This window comes from Helcococcus ovis (assembly GCF_004524775.2).
In the GTDB taxonomy this organism is placed as follows: Bacteria; Bacillota; Clostridia; order Tissierellales; family Peptoniphilaceae; genus Helcococcus; species Helcococcus ovis.
On the sequence record NZ_CP119081.1, the window covers coordinates 36,183 to 52,235 of the forward strand.

At 26.9% G+C, this 16,053-nt stretch carries 11 protein-coding genes; 10 read left to right on the forward strand and 1 reads right to left on the reverse strand.

Annotation, left to right across the window (positions count from 1 at the left end; all coding sequences use genetic code 11):
• Positions 1 to 459 precede the first annotated feature (459 nt).
• The 3 genes from EQF90_RS00165 to EQF90_RS00175 all read left to right on the forward strand — a co-directional run bounded on the left by EQF90_RS00165 (position 460) and on the right by EQF90_RS00175 (position 7,322).
• Positions 460 to 804 (forward strand): MazG nucleotide pyrophosphohydrolase domain-containing protein, encoded by a 345-nt coding sequence (locus EQF90_RS00165; protein WP_134711335.1) that lies wholly within the window; start codon positions 460 to 462, stop codon positions 802 to 804.
• A 57-nt stretch (positions 805 to 861) separates the two neighbouring features.
• Positions 862 to 1,623: an NADPH-dependent oxidoreductase gene (locus tag EQF90_RS00170; RefSeq protein ID WP_134711334.1), complete on the forward strand. Its 762-nt coding sequence runs from the start codon at positions 862 to 864 to the stop codon at positions 1,621 to 1,623.
• Between the two features lie 419 nt (positions 1,624 to 2,042).
• Positions 2,043 to 7,322 carry a S8 family serine peptidase gene (locus tag EQF90_RS00175; protein ID WP_134711333.1) on the forward strand — a complete coding sequence of 1,760 codons (5,280 nt, stop codon included), beginning with the start codon at positions 2,043 to 2,045 and terminating at the stop codon, positions 7,320 to 7,322.
• Between the two features lie 257 nt (positions 7,323 to 7,579).
• On the opposite strand, the gene EQF90_RS00180 is transcribed toward EQF90_RS00175, so the two are convergent.
• Positions 7,580 to 10,441, reverse strand: a complete 2,862-nt coding sequence (locus EQF90_RS00180; RefSeq protein WP_134711332.1) for an insulinase family protein — start codon at positions 10,439 to 10,441, stop codon at positions 7,580 to 7,582.
• 212 nt (positions 10,442 to 10,653) lie between these two features.
• Between EQF90_RS00180 and EQF90_RS00185 the strand changes: the two genes are divergently transcribed.
• The 7 genes from EQF90_RS00185 (at position 10,654) to recR (ending at position 16,052) form a co-directional block, all read left to right on the forward strand.
• Positions 10,654 to 11,481, forward strand: a complete 828-nt coding sequence (locus EQF90_RS00185) for a hydrolase (protein WP_407933644.1) — start codon at positions 10,654 to 10,656, stop codon at positions 11,479 to 11,481.
• A gap of 83 nt (positions 11,482 to 11,564) precedes the next feature.
• Positions 11,565 to 11,849, forward strand: a complete 285-nt coding sequence (gene rpsF / locus EQF90_RS00190) for a 30S ribosomal protein S6 (RefSeq protein ID WP_134711331.1) — start codon at positions 11,565 to 11,567, stop codon at positions 11,847 to 11,849.
• A gap of 18 nt (positions 11,850 to 11,867) precedes the next feature.
• On the forward strand, positions 11,868 to 12,359 hold the full coding sequence (locus EQF90_RS00195) for a single-stranded DNA-binding protein (RefSeq protein ID WP_134711330.1): 492 nt from the start codon (positions 11,868 to 11,870) through the stop codon (positions 12,357 to 12,359).
• A 19-nt stretch (positions 12,360 to 12,378) separates the two neighbouring features.
• Positions 12,379 to 12,603, forward strand: a complete 225-nt coding sequence (rpsR, locus tag EQF90_RS00200) for a 30S ribosomal protein S18 (protein WP_134711329.1) — start codon at positions 12,379 to 12,381, stop codon at positions 12,601 to 12,603.
• Positions 12,604 to 13,451: 848 nt separating this feature from the next.
• On the forward strand, positions 13,452 to 15,038 hold the full coding sequence (dnaX, locus tag EQF90_RS00205) for a DNA polymerase III subunit gamma/tau (RefSeq protein WP_134711328.1): 1,587 nt from the start codon (positions 13,452 to 13,454) through the stop codon (positions 15,036 to 15,038).
• A gap of 8 nt (positions 15,039 to 15,046) precedes the next feature.
• Complete coding sequence (locus EQF90_RS00210) at positions 15,047 to 15,382, forward strand: YbaB/EbfC family nucleoid-associated protein (protein ID WP_134711327.1); 336 nt, start codon at positions 15,047 to 15,049, stop codon at positions 15,380 to 15,382.
• A 67-nt stretch (positions 15,383 to 15,449) separates the two neighbouring features.
• Positions 15,450 to 16,052: a recombination mediator RecR gene (recR, locus tag EQF90_RS00215; RefSeq protein WP_134711326.1), complete on the forward strand. Its 603-nt coding sequence runs from the start codon at positions 15,450 to 15,452 to the stop codon at positions 16,050 to 16,052.
• The last annotated feature ends 1 nt before the right edge of the window (position 16,053 follow it).

A 16,053-nucleotide genomic window follows, 5' to 3' on the forward strand; every position in this document is an offset into this window, starting at 1 on the left:
ACAAAAAAGTGGTTAAAAATTATCTCAAAATTGCTATCTTTAAAATTGAGATAATAAAATTGAGTAAAATTTTCAAAAATTATTCATGAAATATACCCACAAATTGAAGTTTCTTAAAAAAGCGATAAAAATTTGATCGAAAAAAATACCCGCAAAATTAAAAATCTAAAATTTGCGATAATTTTTTAGTGAAAAATTATACCCACAAAAATAAAAAATTTAAAAATGAGATAAAAATAAAGAGATTTCACTTATGGCACTGCTCCTCGCTCTCTTTAGGAGCTGCGGAGGTGTCTGATCGGAACTTATTTTTTAAGAGTGGTTTTTTGTATTTCATGTTATAATAACGAATAAAAGGAATTGATGTTATTTGAAAAACTTAATGACAGTTATATTAAAAGATTAGAAGAAAAAAAATAAAGGGTAAATTAAAATTAAATTTTATGAGGTGAATACAAAATGAAAATTTTAATAGAAGAGCTTCAAGAATATTTATATGACTACTATATAAATGGTGGAAATGATCAAAGTTTATTTATGAAGCTTGTAGAGGAAATTGGTGAGGTAGCAGAGGTCTTAAATAAAAAGGCAGGTAGAAAACATGTCGAGGATGAAGACTTGAAGTCTCAATTAGGAAACGAATTAGCCGATGTAATACACTATGCAGTAGCAATTGCTGCATTAAACGATATTGATATAAATGATATTATTATTGATAAAGATAAATTTTCGTCTATAAAATATAATCATAAACACAATCTAGAACAGTTTATTTTGGGTAGAAGATTAAATAAAAACAAATAAAATAATTTGTAGATATTAATAATACATTCTGGGTATAAATGAAAAAATGGAGGTGTTATGAAAACTAATAAAACTATAGAAACTATTTTAAATCATAGATCAATTAGAAAGTGGAAGGATGAGAAATTATCTGATGACGTTTTAGAAACTTTATACAATGTTGCTAATAGAACATCTACTTCAATAGGTATGCAAACTGCTTCTATAATAAGAGTTGTTGATAAAGAAAAAAGAGCTCAAATAGCAGAAGTTTCTACTCAAAAATATGTAAATGAAGCTCCTGAATTTTGGGTGTTTGTTGCTGATAATTATAGAAATCACAGAATTTTACAAGAGGCAGATGCATCTGAAGATCATACAAATGACGTTGATAGATTATTTTCATCATTTACAGATGCTGCAATAATGGCTCAAAATGTTGCTAATGCAGCAGAATCATTGGGGCTAGGAATTGTATATTTTGGTTCAATATTAAATGATGCCAGAAGAATTGTGGAAATTTTAGAGTTACCGGAGCATACATTTCCGGTTATAGGAATGGGAATAGGGTATCCTGACCAAGAACCACAATTAAAGCCAAGAATGGATTATGAAAATAGAATTTTTACAGACACATACAAAAAATATGAAAATTATCATGAAGTATTTAAAAAATATGATGAAGAAATGGTAAAATATTATGATTTAAGAAATACTAATGGACCTGTTGATAAATTTACAGAGCAGGCAGTTGCAAAATATACGAAACAACAAATTAAAAGACAAGAATTGTTACAAGTAGCGAAAGAACAGGGATTTGACTTGGGGAACATAAAGTAAGTATTTTAATAAAATCGTCTTGTAATAAACCTATAAGATATAAATAGCGTTAAAACAACATATTAAGAGAATTAGAGAGTAAAATTTCTGATTCTTTTTTTATTTGTTAGAAATTTTTTATATATTAAATTGTTACTTTAATAACGATAAAAATCAGTATATATATTCATAAAATATAAATTATAGTGTGAAAAAATATAAAATTAATATTATGTATAAGTTTATACAAAAATAATGAATATAAACAAAATAAATGCATAAATTGAATAATATTCAAATAATGCTATATAATTTATTGAAATTCAATAAAATTATTCATTTATTTAAAAAATATACAAAAATTTAAATAAATTAAAAGTTTTTATTGATTATTCCTGAAAAATAAAGTATAATTACAATTAAAAATTTAAGGAGGATATATGAGGAGAAAAAGAATATTATCAGTAATTTTTTCTATTGTAATTTTGTTTACTGCATTACCAGTTAAATCATATGCAATGGATATGCCATTAGAATGGGTTATAAATAAAGGTAACCCTGAAGAAGAAACGGCTAGAATTGTTATTCAATTGAAAAAAGATGCAAATAAGGATCTTATAAAATCAAAAGTAAATCAGTATCTAGGTGTAAAGTTGAAAAAGGATTTTAATGTTGCATTTAATGGATTTTCTGCGGATGTACCGAAATCTTTAATACCATTGTTTAAAACTATTAAAGGTATTGAAAATATTACAGAGTCTAGGGAATATTATCCATTAATGACTTCAAGTAAACATTTAACTCAGGTATTAGAAGCTACTAAAAATTATAAAAATAAAGGCGAGGGAATGGTTGTTTCAATAATCGACTCCGGTATTGATGTTAATCATCCTGATATGCAAAAATTGACTAATCCTGAAAAAGCTAAAATTAAAGAACCGTTTGTTAGTGATAAAAATAAAGATACTAAATTCACTATGAAAGTTCCTTATGGATATAATTTTGCTGATGAATCATATTTTGTAAAGGGTACAGCATCTGATCATGGTATGCATGTTGCAGGGATTGTAGGGGCTAATGGAGATGAAAGTAAAAAAGGAATTTCAGGAGTTGCTGGAGATGTTCAACTTTTAGCAATGAAAGTTTTCAGTAATGATAAAAAGCAAAAAGGAGCGAAAGACGATGATATTATTGCTGCTATAGAAGCGTCTATAGTACATAAAGCTGATATAATTAATATGTCATTGGGAAGTGTTTCAGGATTTATGAATGATAATGATCCTGTGCAAAGAGCTGTAAATTCGGCAACGGATAAAGGAGTTCTAGTTGTAATTGCAGCAGGTAATGACACGGCTGCATTTGTTGAAAATAGAAAAACTAAAAATATTTCTAATAAATTTGAACGACAAGATATTGGTGTTGTTGCATCACCGTCAACATCAAGAAAAGCACTAAGCATAGCATCTTATGAAAATAATAGTAAATATGTATATTATGTAAACTTTAATGAAAATGGTAAAAATGTAAAAAAAGAGTATAATATAGCACAAGGAGAATTAACATCAGCTAAAAATAAAATGGTTTATGTTGAATTAGGGCAAAAAGAAGACTTTGAAAAATTAAAAGAAAAAGTAAAAGGTAAAATTGCACTTATTCAAAGAGGTAAAATTACTTTTACTGAAAAAATAAATAATGCTAGTGAAAATGGAGCTATAGGGGTTGTAATATTTAATAATGTTGATGAAGAAATGCCGGGAATGGAAATTACGGGAGCTAATAAAAATATTTTTGTTACAAGTTTTGAAAAAGCTTTGGGAGAAAAAATTCGTGATTTAGTTAATAAAAATCCAGATTTTGAAATAGAATTTGAAAAAGATCCAGTTAAAGTTGATAGTGATAAAAAAGATGATATGAGTGTATTTTCATCTATGGGTTCAACATCAAATCTTGATTTTAAGCCGGAATTAACAGCTGTTGGAGGAAATGTATATTCTACAGTAAATGATGGAAAATATAAAATGACAAGTGGGACTTCAATGGCATCGCCACATGTTGCAGGGGCAAGTGCTATTGTTTTATCTCAAATAAAAAATGATATAAAGACGGGTATAGATAATTATGCTTTATTTACAAAGTATACTTTGATAAATTCAGCAAAAATTATGACAAATAATAATTTTGAAAATAAATTACCATTCTCACCAAGAAGACAAGGAGCTGGATTAATCCAAACAGATTACGCAATAAAAAATAGAGTAATTTTGACGAATTCTGAAGATAATGAGCCTACTGGAGCTTTAAGAGATTTTGTAGGAAATAAAGAATTTACAATAAATGCTAAAAATTATGGTGATAAAACATTAACTTTTGAAGTTAAACCATCAAAAGTGCAAACTACGGTAAATATAAATAAAGAAGTTAAAGAAGTATTTAGTAGTGCGAATATAAGTGTTGATAAAGGAAATATTTCTATTAAACCTGGGGAAACTGTAAAAATTAATGTTAAATTAAATGCGAGCGAAGTTTCAAATCAATTTGTAGAAGGCTTTATAAATTTTATTTCTAAAGATGAAACTCAACCCAATATACATTTTACTTATATGGGATTTGTTGGAAATTGGAATGAAGAAGATATATTTGATAAACCGTATAATGTAGAAAATAAAAATAATACTTATTATACTGATACTCAATTATTTTCAACAGTAGGACAAGGATTATTTGGAAAATCAGAAGTTGTTACTTTAGGTATTAAACCTAAACTAGCTCTAAAAGATAGAATTCCAGATGCGAAATATGTTTCATTTTCTCCTAATAATGATAATGCAGCAGAAGTAATAATGCCTCAAATTGGTTTACTTAGACCTGTATCAAGTTTGAAATTTAGTGTATTAAATTCTAACAAAGAAACAGTTAGAGTTTTAGGCGAAGAATATAATGTAAGACGTCAAACTCTTGCGGATTACGATAAAGCAGTTAAAAAAGGTGAATTATTTAAAACTAGACCATTCTTCTCAGGATTATGGGATGGTAAAATATACAATAAGAAGACTGGAAAATTTGAATTAACATCTGATGGGCAATATTATATCAAAGTTGAAGGTAAATTATCTGATAAATACGCATATCAAACTTTAGAGTTACCTGTTAAAGTTGATACTAAAAAGCCTAAAATTAATATTAAAAAAGATTTATTAAAAGAATATAAAGTTTTAAAAGATGGTAGAGAGATTACATACAAAGTGGATGATTTAACGGGAGTATCTTCTACATATGTTAAAATTGGACGAAAAAGATATGAAGCATCATATGATGAAAAAACAAAATTATATACTGTAAAAGTTCCATTTACTAATGTAAGTAGTGAAAAGGCTGAAATATATGCTTATGATTACGCATATAATGAAAGTAAATATACAATTAATAATTTTGGTGATAATCCACTTAAAGTTGAAAGATGGGAAAGTTTTATTGATATTAAAATGAATAAAACTTTGGAAAAATCATTTTTAGCTACAACAAATTTAAATGAAACAAAAACTATTAAATTGATTTTCAAAAATAAAAAGGAAAAAATAGAAATTAAACCATTTAAGGTTGTAAATAAAAAAGTTACGTTCGGATCATTTTATTTAAATGAAAATCAACAAGGAAAATATGAAGCTTTTGTTGAAGAATATGATAAAGATAATAAATTATTAAGAACAGTCTCACTTGGAGAATTTATTTATGATTATGAGAAGCCGGAAATTAAGTTAGAAAATGTTGAAGAAATTAAGGAAAATGAAAAGAAAAAAATCAGTACAAATGATATTAAATTGAAAAAAGAAGTAGAAAAATATAATAAATATAAACAATTTAAAATTACTAAAAATCCTGATGGTACAGTAACATTTAAGGGAAGAGTTTCAGATAATGTCTTTTCTCCACAGGAATTGAAATTTACTGTAAATAGAGGTGATGAAATAAAAATTAATAAAGATGGTTCATTTAATCATACATTTGCTACTCCATCAAAATCATTTGATTTTCTAAACTTAAGACAACCAGGAGCAGGTAAGATTGAAGTAAGTAAGACAATAGAAGGTCTAGATTTAGCAGTTCCAAGCAATAAAATTAAAAATAGAAAAGGACTTGAAAGAACAGTTATAATTTCTGAATATATTAAAAATTCTAAAGAAGTTGAAAATACAGAAAAAGAAACTATTTTAAGTGTAACAAATAGAATTGTATTGAACAGTAAAAATTTAGAAAAAGATGCAACTCAGAAAGTAGAAAAAATAGATGGTAAATTCTATTTTGAACTAACAGGAAATACAAATAATTCAGAATCAAGAATATTTGTAAATGGGAATGAAGCTACAATAAATAGTACTGTTGGAGGTGGAAATAGATTTGCATATAAAGTAGAACTTAAAGAGGGAATTAATCCGGTAAGTGTTAGAGTTGAAGATAGAGAAGGAAAACTTTTAGTTGATAGAAAAGTAAGAATTTTATTTGACAACACTCTTCCGGAATTAACCTTAAGTGATAATACCAAAAATACTATAAAAGTTGAATCTGAAACAAAAAATGGTAAAACTATTGAGAAAAATTATATTGAAACTTACGAAGACTTTATAGAATTAAAAGGCAAGGTTAGGGATAATGGGTTTGGATATACCCTTTTAGTAAATGGTGATCATGTTGTAAACTATAGAAATGAAGCTGCAGCAGGAAATACTAAGTACGGAAATAACGAAAAGGAATTTTATAAGCAAGTTAAAGTAGAAGATGGAGATGTTGTTAGATTAACATTAACAGATTATTTAAAAAATAGTTATGAAGTTCAATATATTGTAAGAAAAGTTGATAGACCTGTAATTACTGAGAGTGTAAAAAATAATAAATCAGATGCTCAGGTTAAAATAGATGAAAAATTAAAAGAACAAGGTCAAAATCTTGAAGATATTAATAAAAAATCTATTTTAGATTCTACTAAATTAGAAAATGATATAAATAAAACTAATGTAAAAATTTCTATTAAAGATGAAAATATTAGTAAAAAAGTGGAAGATATAGTATTTGAAGGTAAAAGTTCAATATTGAATCCATTAAAAATTGTAGTTAAAAAATATGATAGTTTAGAAGATAATTTAATTGATAGATATGATATTTCTGCAAGCATAGATGGTAAGAATGTAGAAAAGCTGGATTATCCAGTTAAAATATATATTCCAGTTATTAAAAAGAACTTTAAATCTTTATCATTAAGTAAAGATGGAAAATTAGAAGAAATTAAAAACTACCAAATTATAGAAAAAGGTGGTAAAAAATATCTAGTATTAAATACTGATAAAATATCAAATTATGTTTTATCACATGATGAAGAAAAAGTAAGTTTATTTGAATTGAATGATAAATTAAATATAAATGAAAATATATCAAAAAATGTATCTTTAAATTCAGAAACAACTCAAGAAATTAAGGTAGTTAATAATACTGAAATAGTAAACTCAGATATTTCAAACAAAATATCTAAAAAATCAACAGAAAAACAAAAAGATGTTAAAAAGTCAGTTGATAAAATTTCTTCAGAAACTAAAAAAGAAGATGAGTTGAAAAATGATAAAAATATCGAAAAAAAAGATAATTTAAGCATGTTAGATATTGCGAGCATAATAGTAATTATATTAGCTGTTATATCTTTAGGAGTTTACTTAGTTTTGAGAAAAAAATAATAAATAATAAAAAATAAAGAGTTTTCACTTACGGCACTAGTCCTCGCTCCTATGGAGCTGCGGAGGTGCCTGCGTGAAACTCTTTATTTTTTATTGTCATGGTTGATATATTAATTTCAATTATTAAAAATAGAAAAAAGAGATAATAAAAATTTAGTAAAAAAATTATCCTTATAAAAATAAAAAATCCACGCAGGCACATCCGCAGGACCGATAGGTCTGAGGACTAGTGCCAAGCGTGGATTCTTTTATTTTTTCTATAACTCAATTACTTCATCAAATAATTCTTTATTTTCTTCTATAACTGTCTTGTTTCCAAGAACGGCTAATGAAGCTGTATCTAAGATTTCTCTTAATTTTGTTGATGTGGATTTTAATGTTTCCATGTCTGCTTTTAATGCATTTTCAATTTTTTCTTCAATGTCTTCAATTGTTTGACCTGTTATGTACATTGATAGGTCGAATGAAGATTTTGTATTTTCTGTCATTGGAGGATTGATTTTGCCAACTGCACCAATGATGTATGGAAGTAAATCTTCATCTGTTAATTGAGTTTCTTCTAGGAATTTAGGGATTTCATTGTATTTTTCTAATGTGCTTTGTAGGTTTGGATCTCTGTATGAGTATGTTGCAAAATTATTTCTTTGAGATGTTGTCATTCCTGCACCGTAAGCACCACCCTTAGCTCTGATTTCTGTATATAAAAATTCAGTTGAAACAAGGTTGTTAAGTACAACAAATTTTGAGTCAAATTCCATGTTTAATTTATTACCATATGATGCGTAGTTTACATCGGCAGAAGTCGCAAAACCTTCAGATTTTTTTGAAGGAATGAATTCAAATTTAGAAACTGTGAATGTCTTTTCTTCAAATGAATTTGCTAATTCTTCAATAGATGGTAATAGATTTGAGTTTTCAAATGTTGAAGCTATATTTACAATCAAATTATTTTTAGAAAATACTTTATTGTAAATGTTTTCAAGTTTTGAAGCTATTTCTTTTATATCTTTATCAACAATATTTTTAATGAATAATTGGAAATCAATACCATTTATATACTCATTGTATTTGAAAAATTCCAAATGATTTGAAACGGCTCTATTCATCATTTTAACGTGAGCAGTTTGGTATAGTCCCATTTCTGAACCTGCTTTAATCATTAATAAAATTTCTTTTAATCTTGCATGATTGTCAAATTTTGTATTTAATAAAACTTCTTTTAATGCAGATGTAGCTTTTTCGATATTTTCAGTAAATGATTTTGTAGACACAATTAGTTTTATCTTAATTTCATTTGTTTCTTTAACTATAAATTGATTAATGTCAGCCTTTATTCCTCCTGTAGAAAGTAAAATTTCTTTATTTAAGTCGGAATAATTATAATTTTTAGTGTCAAGCATTGTTAACATTGCCGTTAAAAGATTTGCATAAAGTATATCTTCAGGTTTTGTAATATGGTCAATATCAAAAGTTAAATCAATATAGTCAATTCCTGATGTTGGAAGATTATGCTTCAAGATTGTGTAACAATCTTTTTTAAGTTCTTCTCTGTCAATTGAAGGGATTTTTGTGTCAACATCTTCCTTTGTAAGCATTGGGATTGTCGCTTTTTCTTCTGGAGTATCTTCTCTATTTTGAAAATCAGCCATTTCTTCTCTAAACTTTTCAAGATTGTTTTTTTCAGTTTCTGTTAAATTTTGTTTCATTTTTTCTAAAGTATCCATCATTTCCTTGTCTTTTTGCTCATTTAATCCAAGCTTAGGAATGTGAGTAACGATTGATTTGTGATTATTTTCTAAAATATTTTTCCTAATGAATTTTTCAAAAATTCCATTTTCAATATTTTCTTCAATGTATTTCAAATCATCTTCAATGTCGATTGCTTCAATTGGCGACTTATCGTATAACCAGGAATCAAAAGCATTTATAAAGTAAGGGATACCCTTTGTAGAGTAATTTCCCTTTTCTCTAATATCAAATTTATAGTCGTTTATTTCAGATAAAATTAAGTCTTTATCTATTCCGTTTTTGATTATTTCATTTAATTCTTCTTCAATTATTTTAACAAATTTATCTCTATCCTTAGCATCTATATTTTTAGCAACTAGTGAAAATGATGATTCTCTATTTGTTTGAGATGTTGAAAAAATCACTTCAAGTATTCCTGATGAAAGTAATTTTTGACGCAAACTGGAGCTTTCATTGTCAATTAATGCGGAAGTAAGAATGCTTGATAAAATTCTTTCTTTTGAATTTGCTCCATCTCCCATTAATGTTGAATATGAAACAAAGGATTCATTTTCTTTAACTTCTTTAGCTGTATTTAAATAATTTACAGCATATCTTGGAGATTCAAATCTTGGTTGAAATGCAAGTTTAGAATCTACACTTCTATATTCATAATTATTTAAATATTCCTCATCAATGTAATTTAAATATTCTTCATAATTTAAATTTCCGTATAGGAAAATGTATGAATTTGAAGGATGATAAAATTCATTGTAATAATCTAAAAATTGTTCGTAAGTTAAAGTAGGAATTATATAAGGATCTCCACCTGAATTGTAAGCGTAAATTGTATCCGGCATTAATTCAGCGTAAATATTTTTGTAAACTTGAGTTTCCATGGAGGACATAGCACCTCTCATTTCATTGTAAACAACACCTTTATATGTTAATTTATCATCTTCAAGATTGTATCTCCATCCTTCTTGTCTAAATATCTTTTCATCAGTTTTAACTCTTGGGTTAAATACTGCATCTAGATATAAATCTGTTAAATTTTTGAAATCTTTATCATTTCTTGAAGCAACAGGATAAATTGTCTTATCAGGATAAGTCATAGCATTTAAAAATGTTTGTAAAGATCCTTTTACCATATCCATAAATGGCTCTTTAGTTTTATATTTTTTTGATCCATTTAATACGGAATGTTCGATTATATGGCATACACCATTACTGCTTTTTGGTGGAGTTCTAAAACCGATACCAAAAACTTTATTATCATCATTATTGGACATGACAAATACTTTAGCCAGTGTTTTATTGTGTTCAAAAACCAGAGCATTTGCTTGTTCATTTTTTAAGTATTTTTCTTCTAAAAGTTTGAAATTTTTCATAATTCCTCCTTGTATGTTGAATAATATAGTAAAAAATCTATATTATTTAATTTTAATTTATATATCCTTAACTACTATTTTAATTAATAAGAAGTATAAATACAATATTTTAACAAAAAATTAATACAAAAATTTAATAATGTTGACAGTTACATTTTTTTGAAATGTAGTATAATATTGTTGAGATAAATAATTATAGAGGGAAGTAGAGTATGAAGAAAAAAACAGAAAATAATAAAAATAATTTTAGGACTTTAGAAACTAAAGATCATGGTAACCACATAATCGCAGAATATGGTTTAAATATTTCCCCTGAACTTATAGGGGTAGAATTAGAAAAGCCTGATTCTTATAATCAATCTAGTAGAAAACTTAAAGAAATACCTAAGATTAAACACGAGTTGAGAAATAGAATGGTTATTATGCCGGAAGTAATAGAAAATGCGAGCGGTATAAATATTTTAGAGAAAAAAATCAAATCTTTATTGTTTACAACAGATATAGCCGTTATAAGAAATTCAAATGCTGATGCAGTATTTGCAGTTTATCCGTTTACACCTTCTATTTCAATAAGTCAAGCTATAATGGATACATCAATGGTTCCTGTATTTGTAGGAGTTGGAGGTGGACTTACATCAGGAAGTCGTTCAATAAATATAGCTTTGCAAGCTGAATTAATGGGAGCTTATGGTGTAGTTGTAAATGCACCTATGGATGTAGATACAATTGAAAAAATTGCAGATATCATAGATATTCCAATTATTCTTACCGTAGTTTCGGACAAAGATAATTATATAGAAAAGATAATGGCGGGAGTACAGATATTAAATGTATCAGCGGGAAGTAATACAGCCAAACTTGTAGCTAAAATTAGAGAAGAATTAGGTGAAGCTTTTCCTATAATTGCTACTGGCGGCTCTAGTGAAGAAACAATAAAAAAAACCATTGAAGCAGGAGCCAATGCGATAATTTATACTCCACCTACAACGGCGGATATTTTTGAATATATTATGAAGGAATATAGAGAAAAACTTGATTAATTTTATTTTATTTGATATACTTAATCAGTAAAAAATTCTCTACTCTGTTAGCAGCAGGGTTGAAACCATAGGGGAGGTAAATCATGAATAATTATGAAATGATAGTTATTTTGAAGCCAAATCTTGAAGAAGAACTAAAAAAAGACGTTTTACAAAGATTATATGACGTTATCGATGAACACGGAAAATTAGGTGAAATCGAAGATTGGGGAAACAGAAAGTTAGCTTACGAAATACAAAAATTATCAGAAGGAAATTATGTTTTAATTAATTTTGAAGCAGAACCTTCAATAATTAAAGAGTTGGAAAGAAGAGCTCAAATCACAGATCAAATTATTAAGTATTTAGTAGTAAACAAAGAGTCCTAATATTTTAAGGAGGATTTAATGAATAATGTAGTGTTAATGGGAAGATTAACCAGAGATCCAGAACTAAGATATACACAAGGAAGCAATATGGCTTACGTTAGATTAAATGTAGCCGTAGATAAAAACTTATCGAGAGAAAAAAAACAAGAGATGGAATCCAAAGGACAACCAACAGCTGATTTTATAAATGTAGTTGCTTGGGGAAAACTTGGAGAAAATATTGCTAAATTCACAAGCAGAGGATTAAGAGTTTTAGTCACAGGTCGTATTCAAACAGGTTCATATGAAAAAGATGGGCAAAAAGTTTATACAACAGATGTTTTAGCATCTAATGTAGAATTTTTAGATTGGAAAGGTGGTAATAATTCAGCATCTGCACAACAACCGGTGCAAAATCAATCTAATAATCAACAACCTAGCCAACCTGACTCTTATACACCACCAATTGATGATAATTTCGAGTATTCAGCAGATTTTGATCCAACTGAAGATAAGAGGATTCCTTTTTAATAAGTTAAAGGAGAACTAAATGGCAAGAAAATTTAGACAAAGAAAAAAAGTTTGTGCTTTTGATAAAGACAAATTAGATAATATTGATTATAAAGATGTTGCTACATTAAGACAATTTATCAGTGAAAGAGGTAAAATTTTACCAAGAAGAGTTACTGGTACATGTGCACATCATCAAAGATTAATTGCAAAACAAATTAAGAGAGCAAGACAAATCGCTCTATTACCATACCAAGTAAATTAATTATTTAACCCCTTGAAATAGATATTTTTCAAGGGGTTTACTTTGTGGGTTAGCCACAAAGAAAAACTCACTGCTAAAAAGCAGTGAGTTCATGACCAACTCTGATATTTGACTTTTTGATTTAGATATAAAAATCTAAGCCAGATTTTAACCTATGAATTATTTATTCATACTTAAAGTGTTTATGCGGTTTAACTAGTTTTTTTTCTTCGAATAATTAGTTATAGATGTAGTCGATATTTTTATTGGATATAAATTTGTAATTCCTACTTATAAAATTATGGCAGAAATGTGATAAAATGTTAATGCCAATATTGTTACATTTTTTTTATAATTAAAAGCAGACAGATTTCAAAATTTTCCATGTTTTGTCCGTAAAATTTTGAATATTTTGAAGAAAATAGCAGACAAAAAGCCTTTATTTGCCATTTTTGTCCGTAAATTTTAAGCAGGAAGGTGAATTACTTCGATAAAAGCAGATGAAATTAATGAAATTGAACATTTCATCCGTAAAATATGCTGATAAAAGCAGATGAAAATGTTAAAAATAGAGACTTCATCCGTAAAATAGTCAAAAATAGGGATGAAATTTTTTAGTAATGTATTTTTACGAGTAAGATTTATATTAATAAGATAAAATCCGCTTATATTATTAATATTAATTCCTAAAGGAGTTGAGTTATTATGTAAGTGGAATTTTTTATAATTTTATTTTTCTTTATTTAAATCTGATTGTAAATTTTCTATATCAGTAATATCTTTATTTATAATTTCACTTTCGGATTTTCTAAAAAATCTTTTTTCATTTATTATCATGGTGTTATGTTATAATATTTTTGAGGTGAAATATGAAACAAGCACTATATAGAAAGTATAGACCTAAAAACTTTGATGAAGTTTTTGGACAAGATAGTATTACTACGATACTTAAAAATCAAATAAAAAATAATAAGATTTCGCATGCTTATGTTTTTTCTGGCACTAGAGGTACCGGTAAAACTTCCACAGCAAAAATATTTGCGAAAGCTGTAAATTGCTTAAATCCTGTAAATGGTAATCCATGTAATGAATGTGCTAATTGTAGGTCAATATTAACGGAAGAAAATATGGATGTTATTGAGATGGATGCTGCATCAAATCGTAGGATTGATGATATTAGACAACTTAGAGATCAGGTTATTTATCCACCAACATCACTAAAATATAAGGTTTATATAATTGATGAAGCACATATGATTACAAATGATGCTTTTAATGCTTTGTTAAAAATTATGGAGGAACCACCTAAGCATTTAATATTTATACTTGCAACTACAGAAATTGATAAGATTCCAGATACAATTTTATCTAGAACTCAGAGATATGAATTTAAGTCTTTATCAGAAAATGATATTACTAAGCAAATAAAATTTATATTAAATAGTGAAAATATTGAAATGGAAAAAAGAGCTATTGAGATAATAGCAGGTGTTGCATCCGGAGCAATGAGAGATGCTCTTTCTATTTTAGATCAAGTTATATCTATAGGAAATAAAAATATCTCGACAAATCAAGTTACTGATTTATTAGGAATATTTAGTGATGATGTTAAGTTTAGATATGCAAAATCAATTTTTAGCAAAGATATTAAGAGTTTGATATCTATAATTGATGAAGAATTGGACAAGGGAAAAGATTCTCATAATTTTATAAAAGAAATAATTACATTTTTTAAGGATTTAATTTATATAAAAGTTGGAGTTAAAGAAGATATATATGATGGATTGATATCTTCAATATCATTAGATCAAATAATAAATTCAGTAGAGATTTTATTGGATTATGAAGAAATGATGAAAAAATCTGATAGTGCTAACTTACTTTTCAGAGTAGGAAGTATTAGATTAATAGATTATTTACCTAGAAAACAATTAGAAGCTAAGGTTAAGAATCTTGAGGAAAGGTTAGATTTTATTGAAAAAAATGGCTATAAAAATTTTGAAGATAGACAATATAATGGTACAATTATAGATGGTGATTCGGAAAATAAATTTAGTATATCAGTTGAATCAAGAGATGATTTTTTAACTGATGATATTTATAAAGATGAACCAGAAGTTTCAAACACTGATGATATTGATGCTGTAAAGATTTTTAGAAATATAATCAATGAAAAATATCAAACAGCAAATATGATTTTTGAAGGATTGAAAAATACAGAACATAAAATAGGTAAAATAATTTTTTATATAGATAAAGAGCATATGCCTATGAGATTAAGTATGAACTTTTTCTTTAAAAAAGCATGTGAAGAATTGTCTAAAAAATTAAATAGAACTTATGAAGTTGAATTTTTAGAATTTAAAAATCACAATAGTACAAATAGTGATGAAAAAATTAATAGGTTAAAAAGCTTATTTTCAGAAGGTGAATTAATTATAAAAGATAAAAAATAGGAGGATATATGTCAAGAAGAGGTGGATTCGGCGGAGGAAACATGAGCCAAATGATGAAACAAGTACAACAAATGCAAAAAAAGATGGAGCAAGCTCAAACAGAAATTGAAGAGCAAGTATTTACAGCAACAGCTGGCGGTGGAGTTGTGGAAGTAGAAGCAAATGGGAAAAAACAAATTTTATCCATTAAAATTAGTCCGGATGCAGTAGATCCAGAAGATGTAGAAATTTTACAAGATATGATTCTTACTGCAGTAAATGATGCAATATCACAAGTTGAAAAGTTCTCAGAAGAAAAAATGGGTAAGTTAACTGGTGGTATATCATTACCAGGTATGTTTTAATAGATTATAAAGGTGTTGCAATTACTTTGTAGCACCATTTTTTAATATATAAGTTTAAGAGGGAAATATGTTTGAATATCCGGGACCGGTAGAAGATTTAATTGAAAATTTAAGAAAATTGCCGTCAATTGGTAGAAAATCTGCTCAAAGAATGGCACTTCACATTGTAAATATGGAAAAAGAAAGTATTGAATCAATTATTAAGTCTTTAGAAAATGTAAAAAATAATATAAAAAAGTGCGAAATATGTGGGAATATTACAGAAAATGAGGTGTGTGACATCTGTTCCGATAATAGAAGAGATGATAGTGTAATTTGTGTAGTTGAAGATGTTACAAATCTTTTAACTATTGAAAAAACTAATACATATACAGGAAAATATTATGTATTAAATGGACTTATTAATCCTAATTATTTAATAGATACGGAAAATATCAATATAGATAATTTAATTAATTATGTAAATAGCGGCAGAATTAAGGAAATAATTTTTGCGATTTCTCCAACTGTTGAAGGAGAAACTACAATGCTATTTATTAAAGAATTAATAAAAGATAAAAATATAAAAATTACAAGAATTGCAAGTGGTATTCCTGTTGGTGGTAATTTAGAATATTTTGATGAAATAACTTTATCTAAAGCTCTAGAAGATAGAAAAACAATAAAATAAT

Excerpts from the sequence above, each read along its gene's own strand:
- EQF90_RS00165 (WP_134711335.1), top strand. The coding sequence starts at position 460 with ATGAAAATTTTAATAGAAGAGCTTCAAGAATATTTATATGACTACTAT.
- EQF90_RS00170 (WP_134711334.1), top strand. The coding sequence starts at position 862 with ATGAAAACTAATAAAACTATAGAAACTATTTTAAATCATAGATCAATT.
- EQF90_RS00175 (WP_134711333.1), top strand. The coding sequence starts at position 2,043 with ATGAGGAGAAAAAGAATATTATCAGTAATTTTTTCTATTGTAATTTTG.
- EQF90_RS00180 (WP_134711332.1), bottom strand. The coding sequence starts at position 10,441 with ATGAAAAATTTCAAACTTTTAGAAGAAAAATACTTAAAAAATGAACAA.
- EQF90_RS00185 (WP_407933644.1), top strand. The coding sequence starts at position 10,654 with ATGAAGAAAAAAACAGAAAATAATAAAAATAATTTTAGGACTTTAGAA.
- rpsF (WP_134711331.1), top strand. The coding sequence starts at position 11,565 with ATGAATAATTATGAAATGATAGTTATTTTGAAGCCAAATCTTGAAGAA.
- EQF90_RS00195 (WP_134711330.1), top strand. The coding sequence starts at position 11,868 with ATGAATAATGTAGTGTTAATGGGAAGATTAACCAGAGATCCAGAACTA.
- rpsR (WP_134711329.1), top strand. The coding sequence starts at position 12,379 with ATGGCAAGAAAATTTAGACAAAGAAAAAAAGTTTGTGCTTTTGATAAA.
- dnaX (WP_134711328.1), top strand. The coding sequence starts at position 13,452 with ATGAAACAAGCACTATATAGAAAGTATAGACCTAAAAACTTTGATGAA.
- EQF90_RS00210 (WP_134711327.1), top strand. The coding sequence starts at position 15,047 with ATGTCAAGAAGAGGTGGATTCGGCGGAGGAAACATGAGCCAAATGATG.
- recR (WP_134711326.1), top strand. The coding sequence starts at position 15,450 with ATGTTTGAATATCCGGGACCGGTAGAAGATTTAATTGAAAATTTAAGA.